This is a genomic window from Duganella violaceipulchra, from assembly GCF_019166075.1.
Lineage (GTDB): Bacteria > Pseudomonadota > Gammaproteobacteria > Burkholderiales > Burkholderiaceae_D > Rugamonas > Rugamonas violaceipulchra.
On sequence record NZ_JAHTGR010000003.1, the window covers coordinates 284,145 to 307,536 of the forward strand.

The 23,392-nt window shown below is 60.4% G+C and carries 19 protein-coding genes; 6 read left to right on the forward strand and 13 right to left on the reverse strand.

The features are described 5' to 3' along the window. Nucleotides 1–44: 44 nt before the first annotated feature. The 8 genes from KVP70_RS07240 to KVP70_RS07275 all read right to left on the reverse strand — a co-directional run bounded on the left by KVP70_RS07240 (nucleotide 45) and on the right by KVP70_RS07275 (nucleotide 9,763). Nucleotides 45–2,102 (reverse strand): 3-hydroxybutyrate oligomer hydrolase family protein, encoded by a 2,058-nt coding sequence (locus KVP70_RS07240; RefSeq protein ID WP_217941466.1) that lies wholly within the window; start codon nucleotides 2,100–2,102, stop codon nucleotides 45–47. A gap of 121 nt (nucleotides 2,103–2,223) precedes the next feature. Beyond that, nucleotides 2,224–3,207: a branched-chain amino acid ABC transporter permease gene (locus KVP70_RS07245; RefSeq protein WP_217941467.1), complete on the reverse strand. Its 984-nt coding sequence runs from the start codon at nucleotides 3,205–3,207 to the stop codon at nucleotides 2,224–2,226. Nucleotides 3,208–3,217: 10 nt separating this feature from the next. Next, complete coding sequence (locus KVP70_RS07250; protein WP_217941468.1) at nucleotides 3,218–4,102, reverse strand: branched-chain amino acid ABC transporter permease; 885 nt, start codon at nucleotides 4,100–4,102, stop codon at nucleotides 3,218–3,220. 92 nt (nucleotides 4,103–4,194) lie between these two features. Further along, a complete protein-coding gene (locus KVP70_RS07255) occupies nucleotides 4,195–5,403 on the reverse strand; it encodes an ABC transporter substrate-binding protein (protein ID WP_217941469.1) in 1,209 nt (402 codons plus the stop codon). A 63-nt stretch (nucleotides 5,404–5,466) separates the two neighbouring features. Continuing rightward, nucleotides 5,467–6,174: an ABC transporter ATP-binding protein gene (locus tag KVP70_RS07260; protein WP_217941470.1), complete on the reverse strand. Its 708-nt coding sequence runs from the start codon at nucleotides 6,172–6,174 to the stop codon at nucleotides 5,467–5,469. Then, nucleotides 6,174–6,944 (reverse strand): ABC transporter ATP-binding protein, encoded by a 771-nt coding sequence (locus KVP70_RS07265; RefSeq protein WP_217941471.1) that lies wholly within the window; start codon nucleotides 6,942–6,944, stop codon nucleotides 6,174–6,176. Before KVP70_RS07265 ends, KVP70_RS07260 begins: the two co-directional genes overlap by 1 nt. Nucleotides 6,945–7,067: 123 nt before the next feature. Next, nucleotides 7,068–8,696, reverse strand: a complete 1,629-nt coding sequence (locus KVP70_RS07270) for a GMC family oxidoreductase (protein ID WP_217941472.1) — start codon at nucleotides 8,694–8,696, stop codon at nucleotides 7,068–7,070. A 29-nt stretch (nucleotides 8,697–8,725) separates the two neighbouring features. Then, nucleotides 8,726–9,763: an NAD(P)H-dependent flavin oxidoreductase gene (locus KVP70_RS07275; RefSeq protein ID WP_217941473.1), complete on the reverse strand. Its 1,038-nt coding sequence runs from the start codon at nucleotides 9,761–9,763 to the stop codon at nucleotides 8,726–8,728. Between the two features lie 389 nt (nucleotides 9,764–10,152). Here KVP70_RS07275 and KVP70_RS07280 point away from each other — a divergent pair, with 389 nt between their 5' ends. The 3 genes from KVP70_RS07280 (at nucleotide 10,153) to KVP70_RS07290 (ending at nucleotide 14,337) form a co-directional block, all read left to right on the forward strand. Further along, a complete protein-coding gene (locus KVP70_RS07280; RefSeq protein ID WP_229224663.1) occupies nucleotides 10,153–12,945 on the forward strand; it encodes a bifunctional diguanylate cyclase/phosphodiesterase in 2,793 nt (930 codons plus the stop codon). A gap of 331 nt (nucleotides 12,946–13,276) precedes the next feature. After that, on the forward strand, nucleotides 13,277–13,984 hold the full coding sequence (locus KVP70_RS07285; protein ID WP_217941474.1) for a 5'-methylthioadenosine/adenosylhomocysteine nucleosidase: 708 nt from the start codon (nucleotides 13,277–13,279) through the stop codon (nucleotides 13,982–13,984). Nucleotides 13,985–13,986: 2 nt separating this feature from the next. Beyond that, a complete protein-coding gene (locus KVP70_RS07290; RefSeq protein WP_229224664.1) occupies nucleotides 13,987–14,337 on the forward strand; it encodes a formylglycine-generating enzyme family protein in 351 nt (116 codons plus the stop codon). Nucleotides 14,338–14,391: 54 nt separating this feature from the next. Here KVP70_RS07290 and putA read toward each other — a convergent pair whose 3' ends face one another. Next, nucleotides 14,392–18,045, reverse strand: a complete 3,654-nt coding sequence (putA, locus tag KVP70_RS07295) for a trifunctional transcriptional regulator/proline dehydrogenase/L-glutamate gamma-semialdehyde dehydrogenase (protein ID WP_217941475.1) — start codon at nucleotides 18,043–18,045, stop codon at nucleotides 14,392–14,394. Between the two features lie 212 nt (nucleotides 18,046–18,257). On the opposite strand from putA, the gene KVP70_RS07300 reads away from it, so the two are divergent. Continuing rightward, on the forward strand, nucleotides 18,258–18,713 hold the full coding sequence (locus tag KVP70_RS07300) for an Lrp/AsnC ligand binding domain-containing protein (protein ID WP_008443393.1): 456 nt from the start codon (nucleotides 18,258–18,260) through the stop codon (nucleotides 18,711–18,713). A gap of 56 nt (nucleotides 18,714–18,769) precedes the next feature. Next, entirely contained in the window at nucleotides 18,770–20,335 is a 1,566-nt protein-coding gene (locus KVP70_RS07305; protein ID WP_217941476.1) for a methyl-accepting chemotaxis protein, read from the forward strand. On the opposite strand, the gene KVP70_RS07310 is transcribed toward KVP70_RS07305, so the two are convergent. Beyond that, a complete protein-coding gene (locus KVP70_RS07310; RefSeq protein ID WP_217941477.1) occupies nucleotides 20,336–21,304 on the reverse strand; it encodes a LysR family transcriptional regulator in 969 nt (322 codons plus the stop codon). A gap of 170 nt (nucleotides 21,305–21,474) precedes the next feature. Here KVP70_RS07310 and KVP70_RS07315 point away from each other — a divergent pair, with 170 nt between their 5' ends. Then, complete coding sequence (locus KVP70_RS07315; protein WP_229224665.1) at nucleotides 21,475–21,756, forward strand: hypothetical protein; 282 nt, start codon at nucleotides 21,475–21,477, stop codon at nucleotides 21,754–21,756. Nucleotides 21,757–21,799: 43 nt separating this feature from the next. On the opposite strand, the gene KVP70_RS07320 is transcribed toward KVP70_RS07315, so the two are convergent. From KVP70_RS07320 to coaD, 3 genes are all read right to left on the reverse strand, one after another. Beyond that, the gene (locus KVP70_RS07320) at nucleotides 21,800–22,393 is read right to left on the reverse strand and encodes a chalcone isomerase family protein (RefSeq protein ID WP_217941479.1); all 594 of its coding nucleotides are present in this window, start codon (nucleotides 22,391–22,393) and stop codon (nucleotides 21,800–21,802) included. Nucleotides 22,394–22,525: 132 nt separating this feature from the next. Continuing rightward, nucleotides 22,526–22,783, reverse strand: a complete 258-nt coding sequence (locus tag KVP70_RS07325; protein WP_116991290.1) for a YfhL family 4Fe-4S dicluster ferredoxin — start codon at nucleotides 22,781–22,783, stop codon at nucleotides 22,526–22,528. A gap of 12 nt (nucleotides 22,784–22,795) precedes the next feature. Continuing rightward, nucleotides 22,796–23,293 (reverse strand): pantetheine-phosphate adenylyltransferase, encoded by a 498-nt coding sequence (gene coaD, locus KVP70_RS07330; RefSeq protein WP_026334762.1) that lies wholly within the window; start codon nucleotides 23,291–23,293, stop codon nucleotides 22,796–22,798. Between the last annotated feature and the right edge of the window lie 99 nt (nucleotides 23,294–23,392).

A 23,392-nucleotide genomic window follows, 5' to 3' on the forward strand; every position in this document is an offset into this window, starting at 1 on the left:
GTCTGACCCCATGCGGGGTCAGACCCCAGGCTCTACGGGTTACGTCAGTTCGGCACATCGACCGTGGTGCCGCTGACCGTGATCGCGTTGGCGCCAGGCGCTGCGGCGATCGGCGGCACGTTGGCCACGGTGATCAGCGTCGTGTTATCAGCGCGCGGCACCGTATGCACCACCTGCGACGGCGGCAAGGCCACGGCTGGGCTGCGCAGATTGGCCAGCATCGCATCCAGCGCGCGGAACAGATAGACATGCAGCGGTACGATATTGGCCGGCAGCGCGTTGGTGAACGAGTCGAAGTGGTTGGCGTTGGTCACCTCGATGTAGCGCAGCTTGCTTGCCCCGCCCTCCGCCGATGCGTTCAGGCCCACATAGGAACGTGAAGCAAAGTTGACCGGAATCAGCGCGTCGCTGCGTCCGTGCACGATGATGGCCGGCTTGCCGTGCAGATTGCCGGTCGCCGCCACCTCCGCCATGCCCGCCTTCACGCGCGCGCTCTGCGCGGCCAGCGTCGCACTCAGGGCGTTGCCGGTGACCGGATCGACACCCGTCGCCAGCGACCGCAGGCACAGGAAACCGTCCAGCGACTGGTCCGCCAGCGTGCTGCTCGGCGACACGCCAAGGTTGTAGGCCCTGGCTCCGCCCACCGAATTCTCATAGACCACACTGCCGACGATGCCGCTTTGCGTGGCAAAGCTGCTGGCCTTTTGCGCAGCCGTGAACGCCACCGGCGCGCCCGTCGCATCGGTTGCGGCGAACGAGAATCCGCACACCTTGTCCGTCACCGAGAACTTGCCATAGGCGTTGGCATACGTCACCGCCACCAGGATGTTGGTGCCGGCGTGCGCAGCTTGCAGGACGTCGGAGTCCACCAGCCAGCCATAAGCCTTCAGGCGCGCCTTGGCATCGGCCTGCTGCGACGGCAGGTCGGCGCCGGTCAACAAGCCTTTGGCGGCCAGTGCCGTGCAGCGGCCTGGAGCGGCCGCCGTGGAGGCGATGCACGGCTGGTACAGCGCCGCATAGGTCGAGTAGTCGAACAGCGCCTTGCCCTGCCCTGTCACGTTGACGCCGCCCTGGCGCACCGTGTAGCCGGTGGCGGTCTTGGGCTGCACTTGCGGCTCGGTGGCCGCCACGCCCCCAATCAGGCCCTTGGTGTCCTGTTCCGCAGCGAGCAGGGCCGAGCCGGCGCCGTTGGAGATGCTGGAGGCGATCGTCACCGTGTTCTTCGGCGTCAGGCGCACGATGTGGCTTTTGTTGTCCTTGGCCAGCACGCCGTACTTCTCGTTCAGCACATAGAAGGCGAATTCCAGCGATTGCAGCGTGACCTTGCCCCAATCCTTTTCCGGGTTCTGTTGCGAGTGCGCGTGCTTGAAGGCGATGCGCGCCGGCGACGACGAGGCGAACGCGGCGCGGTCGGCATCGCTCAATGCCGGTGCGAACATGGCGTTCTTGCCGGCTGCGGTGCGGGTGGCGCGCACGCCGTTCTGCAGGTTCACACTGTCGTCGTCAAACGTGTAGAGGCCGGTGCCGCTGCCCTTGTCGGCGTAGGCCACGGCGCAATTGTTCTTCAAGCCCCACTCGCCGGCGCTGCCGATGGCGCCATATATGCCGCGCGATCCACTCGAGGTACCGGTGACGATGCAGGGATTGTTGATGTCGAAGCCGGTGGGTATCTGCACCATCAACGTGACGTTCTGGTTGCCCGTGCCGTCGTCCGAGTAAGCGATGTACTCGGTGCCGCCTATCATGCCCTGCCCCGATCCGATGGCGCCCTTGGCATCCACATTCGGGCCGTACAAGGTGCCGTAGCCGCTGTTGGCGTTGATGTCGAGCACGGCGCGGTAGTTGGCGTAGATGGCGTTGCGGCGCAGCTCGGCGGCGCTGGGATTGGCCGGGTCGGCATAGGCCGGCGTGGCGCCGGCCAGGCTGGTCGCGCCCAGGCCGGCGGTCAGCAAATCGTCGGTGGTGCCGTCGTAGGTCTTGCTGCTGATGGTGCCCAGATACGCCGGCAGCACGTTCAAATCCTCGGCCGTGTCGTGTTCATTGGCACCGCAAGCGGTCAGCGCAATGCCGGCCAGCGCCAGCGTAATTTTGTTGATATGCATGTCATCCTCTATGTCGATAAAAGTTACAGACGGACTACTCCCACTCCGGCCGGCGGCCAGACGAAAATTTACTACCGATGAAAAAAAAACGCCGGACAGAACGTCCGGCGTGTGCGCTACATCAAGCCGGTTTTTTGCCGTTGTTGAAGGCGAACTTGGCGACGATCTCCCCGACGATGCCGCGCCGGAACAACAGCACGCAAACGATGAAGATAAAGCCGATCACCATGTTGACCGCTTCGCCGATGGTGTTGAACCATTCGATGCCGGTATGGGCGACCATGAAGATGCCGAAATCGCCCAGCTTGTTTTCCAGCGCGATGATCAGGATGGCGCCCAGCATCGGACCGGCGAACGTGCCCATGCCGCCGACCAGGGTCATCAGGATCACCAGGCCCGACATGCTCCAGTGCACGTCGGTCAGCGTTTCGAAACCCTGCACCAGCATGTTGGACGCGCCGGCCAGGCCGGTCAGCGCGGCCGACAGCACGAAGGCCAGCAGCTTGTACTTGTCCACATCGTAGCCCAGCGAAATCGCGCGCGGCTCGTTTTCCTTGATCGCCTTCAGCACCTGGCCGAACGGCGAATGCACGGTGCGCACGATCAGCATGAAGGCCAGCACGGCCACGCCCAGCACGAAGAAGTACAGCGCGGTATCGTTGGACAGGTCGACCAGGCCCAGCAGTTTTCCACGTGGAACGCCTTGCAGGCCGTCCTCGCCGCCGGTGAACTCGCCGGCACGCAGCGCGCCGAAGTACACCATCTGCGCCAGCGCCAGCGTGATCATCGAGAAGTAGATGCCCTGGCGGCGGATCGCCAGCGCGCCCATCACCAGGCCGACCAAGGCGCCGGCCGCGACGCCGGCCAGCAGGCCCAGCTCGACCGGCCAGCCCCACATCTTCATCGCGTTGCCGGCCACGTAGCCGGCGGCGCCGAAGAAGGCCGCGTGGCCGAACGACAGCAAACCGGTAAAGCCGATCAGCAGGTTGAAGGCGCTGGCGAACAGCGCAAAGCACAACAGCTTGGCCAGGAAGATCGGATAGCCGATAAACGGCGCCGCCAGCGCGACTGCGAAGGCGATCAGGTAACCTATATTTTTGTTCATCTACGGCCTCTTATTTTTCTTTGCCGAACAAGCCGGCAGGACGGATCAGCAACACGATGACCATCACCAGGAACACCACCGTCGACGAAAACTCGGGGTAGAACACCTTGGTCAGGCCTTCGATAATGCCCAGGCCGAGGCCGGTCAGGATGGAGCCCATGATCGACCCCATGCCACCGATCACTACAACGGCGAATACGACGATAATCAGGTTCTGACCCATCAGGGGCTGCACCTGGATCACCGGGGCCGCCAGCACCCCTGCAAAGCCCGCCAAAGCGACGCCGAAGCCGTAGGTCAGCGTGACCATCAGCGGCACGTTGATGCCGAAGGCTTCCACCAGCTTGGGATTCTCGGTACCGGCGCGCAGGTAGGCGCCGAGTTTGGTCTTCTCGATGACGAACCAGGTCGACAGGCACACCGCCACCGACGCCACCACCACCCAGGCGCGGTAGTTCGGCAGCACCATGAAGCCGAGGTCGGTCGCCCCGGCCAGCGCCTCCGGCACCTGGAACGGCTGGCCGGACACGCCGTAGAACGAGCGGAACACGCCTTCGACCAGCAGCGTGATGCCGAAGGTCAGCAGCAGGCCGTAGAGATGGTCCAGCTTGTAGAGCCAGCGCAGCATGGTCTTTTCGATGACGATGCCGAACACGCCGACCACCAGCGGCGCCAGCACCAGCATCACCCAGTAGTTCAGGCCGAGGTAGGCCATGCCCATCCAGGCGACAAACGCGCCCATCATGTACAGCGCGCCGTGCGAGAAGTTAATCACGTTCAGCAGGCCGAAGATCACCGCCAGGCCGAGCGACAGCATGGCATAGAAGGAGCCGTTGACCAGGCCCAGCATCAGCTGGCTCATAATCATGGGCAAGGGGTAGCCGAATATTTCCATGAGATCACAATATAAAGATCGCCGTCCCGGACGGGCAGGCGTGGCACCAGAAAAAGGCCGGGCAGGGGCGCCCGGCCTGTGTACAACTCAGCTTATTTCCACAGCGAGCATTTGGTTTCCGCCTTGGTGGCGTAAGCCTGGTCGCCCGGAATGGTGGCGACGACCTTGTAGTAATCCCATGGATATTTCGATTCCGACGGCTTCTTCACTTCCATCAGGTACATGTCGTGCACCATGCGGCCGTCCGGACGGATCACGCCGTTCTTGGCGAACATGTCGTTGATCTTGTTCGCCTTCAGGTAAGCCATGACCTTGTCGGTGTCGTCGCTGCCGACGGCCTTGACCGCCTTCAGGTAGTTGGCCGCCGCCGAGTAGTCGGCCGCCTGCAGCATCGACGGTTCCTTCTTCATCTTCTCGAAGTAGCGCTTCGACCAGGCGCGGGTGTCGGCGTTCGCGTCCCAGTACCAGCCGTCGGTTAGGTACATGCCTTGGGTCAGGTTCAGGCCCAGCGAGTGCACGTCGTTGATGAAGATCAGCAGGCCGGCCAGTTTCATTTTCTTGGTGATGCCGAACTCGTTGGCGGCCTTGATCGAGTTGATCGCGTCGCCGCCGGCGTTGGCCAGGCCCAGGATCTGCGCGCCCGACGACTGCGCCTGCAGCAGGAAGGACGAGAAGTCCGACGCCGACAGCGGATGCTTGACCGCGCCCAGCACCTTGCCGCCGTTGGCTTTCACCACTTCCGCGGTATCTTTTTCCAGCGATTGGCCGAAAGCATAGTCGGCGGTCATGAAGTACCAGCTCTTGCCACCCTGCTTGACGATGGCGCCGCCGGTGCCGCGCGCCAGCGCGATGGTGTCGTAGGCGTAGTGGATCGTGTACGGCGTGCATTCCTCATTGGTCAAACGGGCCGAGCCGGCGCCGATCGAAATGAAGACTTTCTTCTTCTCGGCCGCGACCTTGGCCATGGCCAGGTTGGCGCCAGAGTTGGTGCCGCCGATCAGCAGGTCGACGCCCTGCTGGTCGAACCATTCGCGCGCCTTGGAGGCGGCGATGTCGGCCTTGTTCTGGTGGTCGGCGGAGATGAACTCGACCTTTTTGCCGGCGATGACCACGCCGGCGTCGGCTATCGCCATCTTGATGGCCTCGGCACCGCCGGCGCCGTCGATGTCCGTGTACAAGCCGGACATATCGGTGATAAAGCCGATCTTGATGGTGTCGCCGGAAACCTGGGCTTGTGCAGCAAAGGACAGGCCGAATGCGCACACGGCGGTGGCTGCGATGGTGATGGCTTTTAGTTTCATGTTGTCTCCGTTGGTTCAAGAAGTAGTGTTATTGCTTATTTTTTTACACTTGCCTTGCAAACTTCAGACGCCCAAAAGCTCGGTCAACACCGGCATCTTGGCGCTCAATTCCGATGCAACAAAGGTCTCGACGATCTGACCGTGTTCCATCACATAAAACCGGTCCGCCAGCGGGGCGGCGAACCGGAAATTCTGTTCCACCATGACGATGGTGTAGCCCTTGGCCTTGAGCGTGGTGATCATGCGGGCCAGGCCCTGCACGATGACCGGCGCCAGGCCTTCGGAGATTTCATCGAGCAGCAGCAGGCGCGCGCCAGTGCGCAGGATGCGCGCCACCGCCAGCATCTGCTGCTCGCCGCCCGACAGGCGCGTGCCCTGGCTGTGCTTGCGCTCCTCCAGGTTGGGGAACATCGCGTAGATTTCCTCGACCGACATGCCCTTCTGGCCGGTCGCCAGCTGCGGCGGCAGCATCAGGTTTTCCTCGGTCGACAGCGACGAGAAAATGCCGCGCTCTTCCGGGCAATAACCGATGCCGAGGTGGGCGATTTTATGCGTCGGCATGCCGATCGCTTCCTCGCCGTTGACCTTGATCGAACCCTTGCGGGCGCCGGTCAGACCCATGATCGCGCGCAAGGTGGTGGTGCGGCCGGCGCCGTTGCGGCCCAGCAGCGTGACCACTTCGCCGGGCTGCACCGTCAGGTTCACGTCGTGCAAAATATGCGATTCGCCGTACCAGGTTTGCAGGTTGGAGATTTCCAGAGCGGCCGTCATCAGTGGGCTCCTTCCAGTACGGCGGCTTCGGTACCCATGTAGGCTTCCATCACTTGTGGATTACTTGAAACTTCGGCGTATGTGCCTTCGGCCAGCATCGCGCCGCGCTGCAAAACGGAGATCTTGTCGCAGATGCCGGACACCACTTTCATATTGTGTTCGACCATCAGGATGGTGCGGCCGGCCGACACTTTCTTGATCAATTCCGTCACGCGGTGCACGTCTTCGTGGCCCATGCCCTGGGTCGGTTCGTCCAGCAGCATCAGCTCCGGTTCCATCGCCAAGGTGGTGGCGATTTCCAAAGCGCGCTTGCGGCCGTAAGGCATATCGACGGTGACGGTGTCGGCGAACTCGGTCAGGTCGACCTCGGCCAGCAACTGCATGGCGCGGTCGTTCAACTTGCTCAGCGACCGTTCGCTCTGCCAGAAATTGAAGCTGGTGCCGAGCTGGCGCTGCAATCCGATGCGGACATTCTGCAGCACCGTCAGGTGCGGGAAGACGGCGGAAATCTGGAACGACCGGATCACGCCCATGCGGGCGATCTGCGCCGGCTTGGCGAAGGTGATGTCCTTGTCGTTGAAAAGAATCTGGCCGGAAGTGGGCACCAGGAATTTGGTGAGCAGATTGAAGCATGTGGTTTTACCGGCGCCATTGGGGCCGATCAGCGCGTGGATGTGGCCGCGCTGCACTTTTAAGTTCACATCATTGACCGCGGTGAATCCCTTGAATTCCTTGGTCAGATGCTTTGTTTCCAAGATAACGCCGGACATCCTGTCTCCTTGTTATTCTTTTCAAACTACTAAATTTTTTTAGATCATACACAGTAACAAATTGGCTAACAATACAGTATAACTACGGTCCGCTTTTGATCTAGGCCTAGCGGGCACAGGGTTTCATTTCCACTCTGAACGGATCAGCTCTGAAGCTTTCTCTGCGATCATGATGGTGGGAGAGTTGGTATTTCCGGAAGTTATGAACGGCATGACGGAAGCGTCCACCACACGCAGTCCGTGTACGCCAATTACACGCAGCGCGCTGTCCACCACGGCGCTTGGATCGTCGGCGCGGCCCATCTTGCAGGTGCCTACCGGATGGAAAATCGTGGTGCCGATCGCGCCCGCCGCCTGGGCCAGTTCTTCCTCGGTGCGGTACTGAATGCCGGGCTTGTATTCTTCCGGCGCGTAGCGTTGCAAGGCCGGCGCGGCGACGATCTGGCGCGTCAACATCAGGGCGGCGGCGGCGACTTTGCGGTCTTCCGGCGTGCTCAAATACATCGGCGAAATTTTCGGCGGCGCATACGAATTGGCGCTGGCGATGCGCACATGGCCGCGCGAAGTCGGGCGCAAATTGCACACGCTGGCCGTGAACGCGGGGAAGGCGTGCAAGGGTTCGCCGAATTTTTCCAGCGACAGCGGCTGCACGTGATACTGCAGATTCGGCGTGGCCTGCGCGGCGTCCGAGCGCGCAAAGGCGCCCAGCTGCGAAGGCGCCATCGACATCGGCCCGCTCTGGAACATCGCATATTCGAGGCCGATTTTCATCTTGCCGTACCAGCTGGAAGCCATCGTGTTCAACGTGCGCGCACCGCCACCGAGCTTGTAGATCATGCGCAGTTGCAGATGGTCTTGCAGGTTTTCGCCAACGCCGGGCAGATCCGCCAGCGGCTCGATGCCATGCTGACGCAAGCTGTCGGCCGCGCCGATGCCGGAGCATTGCAGAATGTGTGGAGAACCAACGGCGCCAGCCGCCAGCAGGGTTTCTTTGTCGGCGGTGGCGCTGAACTGGGTGCCGCCGCCGGTGAAAATCACGCCCTTGCACACCGGACCGCGATCGCTCATTTCGATCTGCAAACGTTCCACGTGGCAGCCGGTCATGATGGTCAGGTTGGGCCGCATCGACACCGGTTTCAAAAACGCCTTCGACGTGTTCCAGCGAATGCCGCGTTTTTGATTGACGTCGAAATAGCCGCAGCCGGCGTTGTCGCCGCGATTGAAGTCGTCCACTTTCTGGATGCCGACCTGCTCCGCCGCATCGCGGAACGCGTCCAGGATTTGCCACGACAAGCGCTGCTTTTCCACCCGCCACGGGCCGCCGGCGCCATGCAGTTCGGAAGCGCCACCGTGATAATCCTCGCTCTTTTTAAACAGCGGCAGCACCGACTGCCAGCGCCAGCTGTCGTCGCCGGTCAGCTCGGCCCAGCGGTCGTAGTCGCCGCCCTGGCCACGCATGTAGATCATGCCGTTGATGGAGGAACTGCCGCCCAGGACTTTGCCGCGCGGGTAGAGCAGGCTGCGCCCGCCGAGGCCCGGATCGGCCTCGGTGCGGAACATCCAGTCGGTCCGCGGATTATCTATGCAATGCAGATATCCAACAGGAATATGGATCCACACATAATCATCTCGTCCACCCGCCTCGATCAGCAGGACATTCGCGTTTCTGTTCGCGCTCAAACGGTTTGCCAACACGCAGCCCGCCGAGCCTGCACCAATAATGATGTAATCGTAAATGCCTGCTGATTCCAAAAACTTCTCCCCCAAGAGTGCTGTTTCGGTCAGGCGGCCGCTATCTCCGCCAGCAATGTTTCAACCAGTTTTGCCGCCGGCATCGGCCGGACGCGCGCGACGCCGGTGCCGCACCACAGCGACATCAATTCCGTCTCACCGCGCTTGCCCGCCTCCGCCCGGATCGCGCCGGTCAGTGCGTTTTGTATCGGGTAGGCCGGGATTTGTTTTTCCACCGGCGCCATTTCACGCATGAAGCGGTTCTCCAGGCCGCGCGCATAGCGACCGGAAAAGGTGCGCGTCAGCCGGGTCGGATGATCGCCGGCCGTCAGCAAACGCTGCTTGTAAATCGGGTTGATCGACGATTCATCGCATACCAGGAACGCCGTGCCCATCTGCACCGCCTGGGCGCCGCCATCCAGCGCGCGCTTGATATCGGCGCCATCCATGATGCCGCCGGCGGCGATCACCGGAATATGCACCGCCTCGACGATGGTCGGCAGCAGCTCGAAGGTGGTCAGCTTGGCGTCTTCCTGCGCGCCGATGAAGGTGCCGCGATGGCCGCCGGACTCGGTGCCGGAAGCGATCACCGCATCGGCTCCCCTGCTCTGCCAGGCCAGCGCTTCGTCGGCGTGGGTGATGGTGCCGATGACGAAGATACCGGCGTCGTGCAGGCGGCGAATCTGCTCGGTGCTGAGGATGCCGAAGGTAAAACTGGCCACGGCGGGACGCATCTCGATCAGCGCCTCAAACTGGGCGGCAAAGTCTTCGCACCATTTGGCCGGCGTAGGCACCTCGCTCCAGCCCAGCGACGCGGCGATCGGCTTCAGCCATTCCATGGCGCGGGCCACTTCGTCCGGGTCCGGCTTGGGCGTTTCCAGCACGAAGAAATTGAGGCAAAACGGCTTGTCGGTCAGGGCGCGGATCTGCGCGGTCTGGGTGCGGATGGTGTCTGGCGAAAGTAAGGAACAAGCCAGCGAACCCAGTCCGCCGGCATGCGAGACCGCAGCCACTTGCGCGGGGGTGTTGTTGCCGCCGGCAGTAGGTCCCTGGATGATGGGATGAGGAAAAATTGATGCCAAATTCATCTGATTTCTCGCATAAAGTGGCGTTTACGACATGTGGATAAGTCTATGGATATCCACAGGCACGAAATGTGAGTAAACAAAAATTTTTTGGGGACGCTTTTTCTTATCCCAAAACAGTTCTTTGCTCATACACGGCTTTCTCGCCCGCTTATGCAGCTCGTAAACGCCTGATTTTAATCCAAAATGAACACTTATCCACAGAAAAGTGTCTGCGTTAACAACTACTACTATTTTTATATATACATCTTTAGAGTAAACCATAAACCCAAAAACCACAGCCGCAGGGGCCTGAACGGCCTGATACCCCATTGGAACGGAAATAAGATTTCGCCAACATCTGCTTTCCCCTATACTGGATTCGCAAACAAACAGCCCCTGGCGGAGACATTTTGTCCTCACAGCGCAAAAATATGCGGTCGCCGGCTTATCTGCGCTTTCGGCGACGTCTGATCACCGGCCTTTTCCTCATGGCTGCGCTTGCCATTGCTGTGGTCGTTTCTCAATTCCGCACCGCCTACGTCGAACGCGAACTCGCCGTCAAAACCCAGACCGAGCACTATGTCAAAGCGATGGAAGCGCACGTGCTGTACTCGATACAGTCGATCGACTTGTCGCTGATTGGATTTGCCAACGCCATCAAAGTTCTGACGCCTCAACAACGACGCTCGCCAGAAACGATGCTGGAGCTGTTGTCTTCACGCGGCTCAGGTTTCAACAGCGAGTACTGGATCAGTTTCCTGGATGCGAAAGGCGAAGCGGTCGCCACCTCCACTGGCAACAACATTTCCGGCACAAAATACGGAGATCGCGATTACTTCAAAGCCCATCTCGATGTCGCCATGCGTGGCAAATTGTTCATTGGCGTACCAGCAATAGGACGGCGCAGCAACCAACGGCTACTTTTTCTCAGCCGACGTGTGGAAAGTTCCAAGGGTGAATTCCTGGGAGTAATCGTCGCGCCCCTCAACGTCAACCGCTATGTCACGGTATTTGAAAATTCGCGCTTCAGTTCCGATATCTCGATCACGCTGATGCACAGCGGCGGCAAAGTGATCGCTGGCGTACCCAACTTCGAACAATCATTTGCCCGCGACCTGGGATCGACCGACCTGTTCGACAACGTACGTCGCGCCAGTTCGGGCACGTTCAAGACCGTGAGCAATGCCGACCACCTCACCCGCGTGTTCAGTTATCGGGTGTTTGAAAACCTGCCGCTGATCATCGTCGTCGGCAGCAACGATTCGGAATCGGCCAGGCTGCTCCAACAAAACTACCTGATCGCTGGCGCTGGTTTGATCATGTTGTTGATACTGATGGCAGGCGCTGGTCATTTCTCGCTACGGACCTACACCAAACAGGAAGAACGCGAACTGCGCTTCCGCTCCCTGTATGCCGCCAGTCGCGAAATGGAGCAAAAGCTGCTGGCCAACGAGGAAGAGCGCAAGAAAAACGAAGAATCCATGAAGCTGGCGGCTCTGCTTTTCCAAAACAGCGGCGAAGGCATGATGGTCACCGACGCCGATGGACGCATATTGACGGTGAATCCAGCCTTCTCCCTGCTGAGCGGCTATACGGAAAAAGAAGTCATCGGCCACCGCGGCTACGAACTGACGACCAGCCGGCAAGACATCAACTTCTTCACCCGCATGTTCGAATCGATCGCCCAAACCGGACAATGGGAAGGCGAACTCTGGCATCAGCATAAAGATGGCGATGACTACCTGGTCGCGATGCGTTTCAACACCGTTTACGATGAGGTCGGCAATCCCTTCCGCTACGTCGCGCTGTTAAGCGACATCACGAAAAAGAAAGCATCGGAGGAGTTGATCTGGCGCCAGGCCAATTTCGATGCGCTGACCGGTTTGCCGAATCGACGCATGTTCCACGAGCATCTGCGCCAGGAAATGAAAAAAACCGACCGCTCCCATCTGCCGATGGCGCTGGTTTTCATGGATCTTGACCACTTCAAGGAAATTAACGACACGCTGGGCCACGATAAAGGCGATTTGCTACTCAAAGAAGTGGCAAGCCGCTTGTCCAACGCCGTGCGCAGCACCGATACGGTGGCCCGATTGGGCGGCGACGAATTCACCATCATCCTCAGCGAGCTGCACAACGCCGGCGATGTGGTGCGCACCGCCCAGGAAATTCTCAAACAAATGAGCACACCGTTCAACCTGGGCAATGACGGTGACAAGCATATTGCCCGTATTTCGAGCAGCATCGGTATCACGCTCTACCCGGAAGACGGCGCCGATGCTGAAACTTTAATCAAAAACGCCGACCAGGCCATGTACGCGGCCAAGCAACAAGGCCGCAACCGCTTCAATTATTTCGCTCCGTTCATGCAAGAAGCCACGCGAGTGCGCATGACCCTGGTCAACGAATTGCGCGAAGCGGTCAATCACAATGAGTTGCGGATCTTGTTCCAGCCGATTATCGACCTGGCCAGCGGCAAGATTTGCAAGGCGGAAGCGTTGGTGCGCTGGCAGCACCCGGTACGCGGACTGCTGAATCCTGCTGAATTTATCAGCATCGCGGAAAGCAGCGGCATGATCGTCGGTATCGGCGACTGGGTATTCAAGCAAGCGGCACAGGAAGTACAGAAATTGCAGGCGCTGGGATTGCCCGACTTCCAGGTCAGCGTGAACAAATCGGCCTGGCAGTTCCGCGACAACGGCAGCAACTACCAGCAATGGCTAGATTTTCTCCAGGAACTGCACCTGAACGCCAACAGCATCATCATCGAAGTGACCGAAAACCTGCTTTTGGACCCGGCCAACTCGGTTTCGGAACGAATGTTGGCTTTCCAGCATGCCCATATGCAGATTTCGCTGGACGATTTCGGCACCGGCTACTGCTCGGTGGCGTTTTTAAAGCGTTTCGATATCGATTACATCAAAATCGACCCAACTTTTGTCTCAAACCTGTCCAGCGGCACAGATGGCATCGTGCTTTGCGAGGCAATTATCGCGATGGCGCACAAGCTGAACATCAAAGTGATCGCCGAAGGCATCGAAACACCTCAACAATTGGCTGCTCTGACAGCCGCTGGATGCGATTTAGGGCAGGGATACCTGATTTCCAAGCCGATTTCAGGCGAAGAACTGGAAAAACAGATCAAAAGCGAGCAGGCACCTGTGAATAACTCGCTGGATATCCACAGGACGACTTGTGAGTAAGGACGAAGTTGTCCAAAGGCCGTCATTTTATACAGAATTGCTCCTGAACTGGTACAGCGCTTATGCAAGCGCTTATCTTTCTCGTAAACAAATGATTTGTAAACGTATACATGACTTATCCACAGGCTTTTGGTCGTTTACTATTACTACTATTTTTATATAAATCTTTTGTAAACTACTAAACCCGTAAAACGCGAATCTGAAGGCCTGCTCGTGTTTTCAAAACACTCCTGACCACAAAAAACGCTTTAAAATCGATCGTTTTTTGTAAACTGCTGTGGAAAAGCAGCGTGAAATCCACAGCCTCCACCTCTACAAACCAAGGAAAACTATGCGTTTAGGCATCATCAGCGCTTTAGCTGAAGAACAGCACGGGCTGATAGAAGCCCTTGAGAGCCCCTACAAGCTCGTCCACGGCATGCGGGAGTACACGGGCGGGAAACTCTGGGAAATCGACGCTGTGTGCGTTCTGTCGCGTATAGGCAAGGTTGCAGCAGCGATGACAGCCTCCATCCTTGTGGAAAAGTTCGGAGTTACCCACATCGTCTTCACCGGCGTTGCTGGAAGCGGGGATAAAAATGTAAAAGTCGGGGATATCGTCGTCGCTGAAGAGCTGGTTCAGCATGATTTCGATGCCAGCCCGCTTTTTCCACAGTTTGAGATCCCACTGACAGGCTTGTCGCGCTTCGCCACCGACACCGCGCTGACCCAGCGATTGGCTGTCGCAGCCGCACAAACCACGCGGGTACACCGGGGATTGATCGCCAGTGGTGATCAATTTATAGGCAAACTGACCCAGATTCAGGGCTTGAAAGCCGCTTTTCCCGATTTATTGGCGGTGGAAATGGAAGGCGCAGCCGTTGCGCAAGTGTGTTTCGAGCTGGGTATCCCGTTTGCCATCATCCGCACGATCTCGGACAACGCCAATGACGATGCCGCCGTCGATTTCATGCATTTCATCAAAACCGTGGCTTCGCGTTACGCTTTTGAGGTGATTGAAAACTTCTGCAAGGCCACTCAACCGGCGGAAAATACATAGAAATGGTGATCGTTCCGGCTGGGAGCATCGCCATGCGGGATGATCGGACCGCCAATGGGCCACACTATGGCAATCTCGACGACATTGCCTGGTACCGGGAGAATTCCGGCGGTCGTTCCTGCGTGGTCGGCTTGAAGCAGCCCAATCTGTGGGGACTGCACGATATGCTGGGCAATGTCTGGGAGTGGTGCGTAGACCAATATGATCCCGAGGTCTATGGCCTGTATCGGGTCTTCCGGGGCGGTGGCTGGTCGGATGCCGAACGCGGCTGTCTGGCGACGAACCGCCGCCGCAGCCATCCCACGTATGCCATTGACGACCTCGGATTCCGTCTCGTCAGATCGCGGGCATAAAAAAAGGGCCAGGTTTTATCCCGGCCCCCAAAACAACAACAGGTGATCGTTACTTTATGCGTCCAGCGTCATCAGGCTGGCGTTACCGCCGGCTGCCGTCGTATTCACGCACAGAGCGCGCTCAGCGAGCAAACGCCACAGGGGGATGGCGCCATCCTCGTTGGTGTCGATCAAGCCCACCAGCGCCCCGCTACGGGCCGCCAGCGAGGTGCGCAGGCCGGCGACCAGCATCGTCTCCACCAGCGCGATCTGGAAATCGCCGGCGAAGCTTTCCAAAGTGCCGACCACCTGGATGCGGTCCTTGACCGCCGCCGGCAGGTCCGCAGGCAGCAATTTGGACGATTCCGCCGTCAACAGCGCGATATTGCCGGTCGCCAGCGTCGCTGCGATCTGGTTCAGCAGGCCAGCTTGCGTGCCGGCCGCGCAGACCACGGAGCCGCGTGCAACCAGCGTCAACGTGTTGCGTTCACCGGTCGGGCCAGGCAACACGGTCACGTTGCCCAGCATCGTGCTGCGGCTGTACTGCTCGGCCAGGGCTGCGGCACGTTCGTGGCCGTGCGTTTTCGACCAGACTGCCAGTGCATCCAGGCCAGGTGTCGCCAGGCGCTCGTGCTGAGTGCCGGTGATGGCGCCACGTTGCAGACGCTTCAGGTACAGCGGACCGCCGGCTTTCGGACCGGTGCCGGATTTTCCTTCGCCGCCGAAAGGCTGCACGCCGACTACCGCGCCGACGATGTTGCGGTTGACGTAGATATTGCCGACATGCGCGCGCGCGGCGATGTAGTCGATGGTTTCATCGATGCGCGAGTGCACGCCCAGCGTCAGGCCGTAGCCGCTTTCGTTGATCTGCTCGATCAGCTTCGGCAGATCGGCGCGCTTGTAGCGGATCACGTGCAGGACCGGGCCGAACACTTCCTGCGTCAGTTCGGACAGCGAGCGGATTTCCAGCACGGTCGGCGGCACAAAGGTGCCGGTCGCCGTCACCTTGGAAGGCAGGTCCAGCGAGAAGTAGTTCAGCGCGGTCGCCTTCAGCTTGTTGATGTGCGCCAGCAGGTTTTGCTGGGCTTCGGCGTCGATCACCGGGCCGATATCGGTCACCAGACGGTCCGGACAGCCGACTTGCAGCTCCAGCATCGCGCCCTTGAGCATTTTGATGGTCTTGTCGGCGATATCTTCCTGCAGGAACAGTACGCGCAGCGCCGAGCAACGCTGGCCGGCGCTGTCGAAGGCCGACGAGATCGCATCCTGCACCACCTGCTCCGGCAGCGCCGACGAATCGACGATCATGGCGTTCTGGCCGCCGGTCTCGGCGATCAGCGGGATGTCGGCGTTTTCAGCGACGGCGCGCTTGGCCAGGGTGCGGTTGATCAGCTGCGCCACTTCGGTCGAGCCGGTGAAGATCACGCCTTTGACGCGCGCATCGGCAGTCAGCGCGGCGCCGACCACTTCGCCGCGGCCCGGCAGGAATTGCAACGCGGCTTGCGGGATGCCCGCTTCGTGCAGCAGCTCGACGGCGCGGTGGGCGATCAGCGGCGTTTGCTCGGCCGGCTTGGCCAGCACCACGTTGCCGGCCGCCAGCGAGGCAGCCACCTGGCCGGTGAAAATCGCCAGCGGGAAGTTCCACGGGCTGATGCAAGTCACCGGACCGAGCGCCAGGGTGTTGGTCGAGCCATGCACTTCGCCGGCGTAGTAGCGCAGGAAGTCGACCGCTTCGCGCAGCTCGGCGATGGCGTTCGGCAGCGATTTGCCGGCTTCGCGGATCGCCAGGGTCATCAGTTCCATGGCGTTGGCTTCGAACAGGTCGGCGGCGCGGTTCAGTGCGGCGGCGCGCAGCGACGGTTCGGTGGTTTGCCAATCCATGGCGAAATTGCTGGCGCTGGTCAGCGCGGTTTCAACGTCGGCGGCGCTCGCCTCCACCAGCTGGCCGACGATGTCGCTGCGTTGCGCCGGGTTGCTCACGTCCTGCGTCGGCTGGCCGGCGCTCAGGCCGCCCGCCAGCAAAGGCGCGGCGCGCCAGCTGCGCGGTACGGCCAGTTCCGCCGAAATTTTACGCAGCACGTCTTCATTGGCCAGGTCGAAACCGGCCGAGTTCTTGCGGTCGCCGAACATGTCCAGCGGCAGGGCGATGCCGGTGTGCGGCAGGCCGCCCTGTTCGCGTGCCTGGGCGACCGGGTCCTTGACCAGGGAATCGACCGGGATCGCTTCATCGACGATCTGGTTGACGAAGGACGAGTTGGCGCCGTTTTCCAGCAGGCGGCGCACCAGGTAGGCCAGCAGCGTTTCGTGGGTGCCGACCGGTGCGTAGATGCGGCACGGCTTGTCCAGGTTGTCTTTGCCGACCACTTGGTCGTACAGCGATTCGCCCATGCCGTGCAGGCACTGGAATTCGTAGTCGGTCACGCCGTCGCGCTTGGCCCAGGTGTAGATGGTCGACAGGGTTTGCGCGTTGTGGGTGGCGAACTGCGGATAGATCACGCCGGTCGAGCCCAGCAGTTTTTGCGCGCACACCAGGTAGGATACGTCGGTGTAGACCTTGCGGGTGTAGACCGGATAGCCGCTCATGCCATCGACCTGCGCGCGCTTGATCTCGGCATCCCAATACGCGCCCTTGACCAGGCGCACCATGAACTTGCGGCCGCTGCGCTTGGCCAGGTCGATCAGGTAGTCGATGACGAAGGGGCAGCGCTTCTGGTAAGCCTGCACGACGATGCCGATGCCGTCGAAACCGGCCAGTTCGGGGTCGTAGGCCAGGGCCTCAACCAGGTCCAGCGACAGTTCCAGGCGATCAGCCTCTTCCGCATCGATGTTCAGGCCGATGTTGTAGTGCTTGGCCAACAGCATCAGGTCGCGCACGCGCGGCAGCAGTTCTTCCATCACGCGGCTACGCTGGGCGCGGCTGTAGCGCGGGTGCAGCGCCGACAGTTTGACCGAAATGCCGGGACCGTTCTTGATGCCGCGGCCGTTCGATGCCTTGCCGATCGCGTGGATCGCGGTTTCGTAGGAAGCGTAGTAATTCTTGGCGTCGGCTTCGGTCAGCGCCGCTTCGCCCAGCATGTCATAAGAATAACGATAGCCGCGCGCCTCGTTGGACTGGCCGTTCTTGATCGCCTCATCGATGGTCTGGCCGGTGACGAACTGGTTGCCCAGCATGCGCATCGCCAGGTCCACGCCCTTGCGGATCAGCGGTTCGCCGCCCTTGGAAATGAGCTTGGTCAGCGCCGAGCCCAGGCCGGTTTCGCTGCTGGTGGAGACCAGCTTGCCGGTGATTAGCAGACCCCAGGTGGCGGCGTTGACGAACAGCGAAGGCGATTCGCCCAGGTGCTTGCGCCAGTCGCCCTTGCTGATTTTGTCGGCGATCAAGCGGTCTGCGGTGGCATTGTCGGGAATACGCAACAGTGCTTCGGCCAGGCACATCAGCGCCACGCCTTCTTCCGACGACAGTGAAAACTCGTGCATCAGGGCGTCGACGCCGGAGGCGCGGGTGCGCTGTTCGCGCACCGAGCTGACCAGTTTATGCGCCAGTTGCTGGGCCTGTTGCAAGGTGCCGGCGTCGTTGTTCTTGATTTGTTCCAGCAGCCATTGAACGGCGCTGACTTCGTCACGGCGATAGGCCGCCGTCACTGCTGCGCGCAGGGGAATCGGGTCGCGCAGGATTTCGGCCTGCATGGCGGCGAAAGGGGTAAAACCGGTGGCTGCTGCTGCTTGCATTGATTACTCTCAGAAGGAAAATTTGGGCGCAGCTGATGACAAAAAAACGCTCTGCCTGCGAGTGCCGGAGAGCGTGAATCTGAGTCAACTGCTGATGATTCGATTGTAGTGGGATTTCTTCTGGATTAATTCTGGTAATGCAGGGGACTAGCAATAGATTGTTTTTAGTGCGACAATTTAACCAAATAATATTTATTTGGGAGTTCCCGGAAATGTTAGACAAGATCAGCAAAAAAATCTTGATGGAATTGCAGAGCGATGGCCGCATCAGCAATGTGGAACTGGCGGCGCGGGTGAACCTGTCACCAGCCGCTTGCCTGGAACGCGTGCGCAAGTTGCACGAATCCGGCTACATCATGGGCTACACTGCTCAATTGAATCCGCAGTTGCTGGATGTGTCCCTGCTCGTCTTCATCGAAGTGGTGCTCGATCGCACCACACCCGAAGTGTTCGACGCCTTCAAACACAGCGTGCAGGTGATACCGGAAGTGCTGGAGTGCCACATGGTTGCCGGCGGCTTCGACTATCTGGTCAAAGCCCGCGTCAAGGACATGGCGGCCTACCGCGAATTCCTGGGTAAAACCCTGCTCCAGAAGGGCGTGCGCGAAACGCACACCTACGCCGTCATGGAAGAGGTGAAGAATACCACCAAGTTACCTATAAAATAGCATCAGGGAAATAAATTAGTCGAGACGCCCAAGGCGCCTGGTAAAACGGGGGACGAATGAAGCTTTTGCAGCACAAGCTGGTGCAACGTGGATTGTGGATCTTGGGCGCGACGGCTGGTGGTACCTGCCTTGCATATTTGTTCAAGCTGACCATTGGCGACGGCGCCGCGCTGGTCTATACAGCGGCGCCGGCGGCGCTGACCGGGGCGTTGCTGGCCTGGTGGGCCGCCGGCCTGAACAAGGACGAGGGCGGCGTGCGCCGCTTCGCCCAGGTGGTTGGCGACGAAATCGACGCCATCATGATCGGCGCGGCGGAAACCTCGTATTTCGTCGAGTCCGTCAAAAAGAAAATCGAACTGGACGTGGGCACGGCCGAGGTGATCGTCCGCAGCGCGTCCCACAACGCGCAGGCCACCGCCGCCATCGCCGCCAATGCCGAGCGCGCCGCCAAGATCGCCGCCCAGGTGCGCGGCGAGACGGTGGCGGGCCGCACCGAGGCCGATCACGGCCTACAGCGCATCAACACGGCGCGCCAGGATGCGCAGACCGCGGCGGCCGTCATGGCCAGCCTGCAAACCAATTCCCGCAAAATCTACGGTTTTACCGAGGCCATCAGCGAAATCTCGGCCCGCACCAACCTGCTGGCGCTGAATGCCGCCATCGAGGCGGCGCGCGCCGGCGAACAGGGACGCGGCTTTGCCGTGGTCGCCAGCGAGGTGCGCCAGCTGGCGCTGCGCACCAAGGAAGCCACCGACGAAATCAGCACCATGGTGCGCGAGATTAATCAACAGGCCGAACAGGCGGCGACCGGCATGAATTCGCTGGCGCTGAAGGTCAGCGACGCGGCCGGCAACGTGGAAACGGTGCATGGTTTGCTGGGCAATATCGAACGTTCGTCCGGGGTATCGGAGGAAGAGATCGGCGAGATCGCCAGGGCGTCGCGCGAGCACGTCGCCACCACCGAGGAAATCGCCACGGCCATCGCCAGCATCCGCGACAGCCTGTTATCCACGGAAAAGGAATTGCCGCGCGCGGCCAGTTCGGCGATGGCGCTGGCGGAGCGGGCCGAAGTCATCACCGGCGCGCTGGGAGCATCGTCGATCGAGACCTCGCACGACGCGATCCGTATCGCCGCGCAGCAGGCGGCGGCACAGGTGGGACGGATTTTCGAGGCGGCTATCTCTTCCGGCAAGATCACGCGCGATGCGCTGTTCGACCGCAGTTACACGCCTATCCCGAACACCGACCCGCCCAAGCACAAGACCCGCTTCGACGATTTCACCGACCGCGCGCTGCCGCAGTTGCAGGAAGGTTTGCTGGCGGCCATGCCGCAGCTGGCCTACGCCGGTGCTGTGGATAACAACGGCTATTTCCCCACCCACAACAAGAAGTTCTCGCAGCCGTTGACGGGCAATTACGACGTCGATATGGTCAACAACCGCACCAAGCGCATCTTCAGCGACCGCACCGGCAAGCGCTGCGGCGCGAACACCAAGCCCTTCCTGCTGCAAACCTACAAGCGCGATACGGGGGAAGTGATGCACGACTTGTCGGCGCCGATTTATGTGAACGGCAAGCACTGGGGCGGTTTCCGCGTCGGCTACCGCTCCAGCCACGAGTAATCAGTAGGTGTCGTTCTTGGGCGCCGTGCCGGGCGCGGTGCGCTGGGCCACGGTGTTCATGCCTTCCAGATGCATGCGCAGCCACTTATGGGCCGGGCTGCGGGCATCGCGCTCGTGCCACAGCATGTCCAGGTGCACGGCCGGCAGGGTGAACGGCAATTCCTTGGAAACCAGCGCGTCGGTCATGCCGGTCGAGGCGATCAGGTGGCGCGGCAGCACGGTGATCAAGTCTGAATTGGCCACCACGCGGCCGGCGGTGAAGAATTGGTTCACCGTCAGCAGGATGCGGCGTTCGCGCTGGATCTGCGCCAGCGCCTCGTCCACCAGGCCGTGCGCGCGGCCGGAAAAACTCACCAGCAGGTGATTGGCCTTGCAATAGTTGTCCAGCGTCAGGTCGACCTTGGACAGCGGATGGTCGCGCCGCATCACGCACACATAATGTCCCGAATACAGCCGTTCATGGCGGATCGGCGAGCCGGTCTCGTACGACAGCTGCGCCGCCACGCCGGGGAAGAAGCCCACCGCCAGGTCGATATCGCCGCGCAGCAGCATCGGCCGCGGCTCGCGCGTGGTCAGCGGCACCATGCGCACGTTGACGCCCGGCGCCTCGCTCTCGATCGAGCGCATCAGCGACGGCAGCCAGAAGGCGGCGGTGGCGTCGGCCATCGCCATGCGGAAGGTGGCGTGGGCGGCCGAGACGTCGAAGGTTTCCGGCGCCACCGCCGCTTCCAGGCTGGCCAGTGCGCTGCGCACCGACGGCCACAGCGCCTCGGCGCGCGGGGTCGGCTTGACGCCGTAGGCGGTGCGGATCAGCAATTCGTCGCCCAGGCTCTCGCGCAGGCGCTTGATGGCGTTGGAAACAGCGGGCTGGGTCATGGCCAAGTGGCCGGCGGCGCGTGTCAGGTTCTGCTCTGTCATCACGGCGTCGAAGACGCGTAACAAATTCAAGTCTAGCGTCAAAAAGCTCATGTCGGCTCGGGATGTGGGGTTGGGGTCGGTACAGTATCGAGAAATATGGATTTCACGTCAATGACAAGCATCCCATTCACCAAACGAATAATTGTTATCGGGGAAGTAAATTGGATACTTATGTTGCGCTGCACTATAGTTACACTTGATTCTAAATGCAGTGCTACAACATGTCTACCATCATCTCAATCGTACAAAATTTTTCCTTGGTCGCCGCCGGTGAGCTGGCGCTGGTCAGCGGCGCCGTGTGCGCGCTGATCGTCCTGTTCAAACCGCTGCTGCGCGGCCTGGCGCGTGCCGCCATGCTGGTTATCAAGCCGAAGCGCAGCAAGGAAGAGCAGCTGCAGCGCCGCCAGATGCGCGATGCAATGATGCTCAAGCGCATGCTCAATGCGATGGAACGCGATCCCAGCCACGCCGCCGAACTGCGCGCCATGGCTGCACGTGCCTAGAAATTAAGCAACGGTACCGAGCCTCCGGTACCGCGCCGCAGCATTACTTCTCGCCCAGCAGGGCAGGTTTCAGCGAACTGTCGACCGGATGGTCGCCCAGCCAGATGCGCAGCACAGCGTTGTAGAACGCCATGTCAGGCATCAATTCCCCGATCTTCTTACCGTTCAGAGAGCACTGCGTGCCCTCGCCCGGGGTCCAGTCCAGCAGCATCTGGTCGCCCTTTTTCAACGTCTGGATCTGCGCGAACACTTCGCCGAACTTCATCGTTTGCGGCGCGATCTTGCTGCGTTCATTCTTGTCGGTGTTGTTGTTCAGGCCTTCCAGGAAGGCTTTGCCGAACTCTTCCGAGCTCACTTCGCGCAACATCGTGATCGACACGCGGCGCGGGCCCTGGGTGGCCAGCACGTCCGGCACCGAGGTTTTCTTTTCGGTCAGGTACAGGCCGGCGGCGTAGACCTTGAAGATGACCTTGGTGCGCAGGCCGGCGCCGTTCAGCTTCAGTTCCTTGCCGGAAACGTTGATGGTGTCGTCGAATTTAACGCCGGCCACTTCCACGGCGGCAAAGGCGGGCAGGCTGAAGCTGCCGGCCAGGAAGGCGGCCGCCATCAGGCGCTTGATGATATTTCTGCGATTCATGAGTTGTCTCCGAGGATGATAGATGCCCGCATCTCGCCCGCGATGTAGGCGTTGCTGGAATATACCATTGGGAGTCGCGCAAAAACGCGTGGCGGCGCAATTTGGCCGCACGGTCATGCTTTTTTAGGCTCGTCAGGCCTTGCTGGCGGCTTGCAAACGGTCGAATTTGTCGCGCAATTGCTCTTCGGTCTCGCGCCAGGCGGGATTGAAGGGGATGCAGCTGACCGGGCACACCTGCTGGCATTGCGGCTCATTGAAATGGCCGACGCACTCGGTGCACTTGTCCGGATTGATTTCGTAAATTTCGGCGCCCATGTAGATCGCGTCGTTCGGGCACTCAGGCTCGCATACGTCGCAATTGATACAGTCGTCGGTGATCATCAAGGCCATGATGGAACTCGCTTATTGCTCGGCGGCGGCGTTGGCGGCAATTTTCTTTTGCAGCCAGCGGTCGACCGATGGGAAAACAAACTTCGACACGTCGCCGCCCAGCACCGCGATCTCGCGCACGATGGTGCCGGAGATGAACTGGTATTGGTCGGACGGGGTCAGGAACAGGGTTTCGACGTCCGGCAGCAGGTAGCGGTTCATGCCCGCCATCTGGAACTCGTATTCGAAGTCGGACACGGCGCGCAGGCCGCGCACGATGACGCGGGCGTCATGCTCGCGCACGAAATCCTTCAGCAGGCCGGAAAAACTCTGGACCTTGACGTTGGGATAGTGGCCCAGGACTTCGTTGGCGATGGTCAGGCGCTCTTCCAGCGAGAAGAACGGTTTCTTGTTCTTGCTGTCGGCTACACCGACCACCAGCGTGTCGAACAGACCGGATGCGCGACGCACCAGATCTTCGTGACCACGGGTCAACGGATCAAAAGTTCCTGGATAAACGGCTACTACCATCGCGGCTCCTTGCAGTGCACCAATATAGAACGCGCATTATGCCTGAAAATCCCTGTTTGCCTTAATTTGGGGCTGCTTGCAGTCCTTTTAGCGCCAAAT

Coding starts and splice junctions, on each gene's coding strand:
- coaD (WP_026334762.1), bottom strand. CDS start 23,293: ATGGTAGTAGCCGTTTATCCAGGAACTTTTGATCCGTTGACCCGTGGT.
- KVP70_RS07310 (WP_217941477.1), bottom strand. CDS start 21,304: ATGAGCTTTTTGACGCTAGACTTGAATTTGTTACGCGTCTTCGACGCC.
- KVP70_RS07250 (WP_217941468.1), bottom strand. CDS start 4,102: ATGGAAATATTCGGCTACCCCTTGCCCATGATTATGAGCCAGCTGATG.
- KVP70_RS07260 (WP_217941470.1), bottom strand. CDS start 6,174: ATGACGGCCGCTCTGGAAATCTCCAACCTGCAAACCTGGTACGGCGAA.
- putA (WP_217941475.1), bottom strand. CDS start 18,045: ATGCAAGCAGCAGCAGCCACCGGTTTTACCCCTTTCGCCGCCATGCAG.
- KVP70_RS07265 (WP_217941471.1), bottom strand. CDS start 6,944: ATGTCCGGCGTTATCTTGGAAACAAAGCATCTGACCAAGGAATTCAAG.
- KVP70_RS07320 (WP_217941479.1), bottom strand. CDS start 22,393: ATGAATCGCAGAAATATCATCAAGCGCCTGATGGCGGCCGCCTTCCTG.
- KVP70_RS07300 (WP_008443393.1), top strand. CDS start 18,258: ATGTTAGACAAGATCAGCAAAAAAATCTTGATGGAATTGCAGAGCGAT.
- KVP70_RS07305 (WP_217941476.1), top strand. CDS start 18,770: ATGAAGCTTTTGCAGCACAAGCTGGTGCAACGTGGATTGTGGATCTTG.
- KVP70_RS07325 (WP_116991290.1), bottom strand. CDS start 22,783: ATGGCCTTGATGATCACCGACGACTGTATCAATTGCGACGTATGCGAG.
- KVP70_RS07255 (WP_217941469.1), bottom strand. CDS start 5,403: ATGAAACTAAAAGCCATCACCATCGCAGCCACCGCCGTGTGCGCATTC.
- KVP70_RS07240 (WP_217941466.1), bottom strand. CDS start 2,102: ATGCATATCAACAAAATTACGCTGGCGCTGGCCGGCATTGCGCTGACC.
- KVP70_RS07275 (WP_217941473.1), bottom strand. CDS start 9,763: ATGAATTTGGCATCAATTTTTCCTCATCCCATCATCCAGGGACCTACT.
- KVP70_RS07315 (WP_229224665.1), top strand. CDS start 21,475: ATGTCTACCATCATCTCAATCGTACAAAATTTTTCCTTGGTCGCCGCC.
- KVP70_RS07245 (WP_217941467.1), bottom strand. CDS start 3,207: ATGAACAAAAATATAGGTTACCTGATCGCCTTCGCAGTCGCGCTGGCG.
- KVP70_RS07290 (WP_229224664.1), top strand. CDS start 13,987: ATGGTGATCGTTCCGGCTGGGAGCATCGCCATGCGGGATGATCGGACC.
- KVP70_RS07285 (WP_217941474.1), top strand. CDS start 13,277: ATGCGTTTAGGCATCATCAGCGCTTTAGCTGAAGAACAGCACGGGCTG.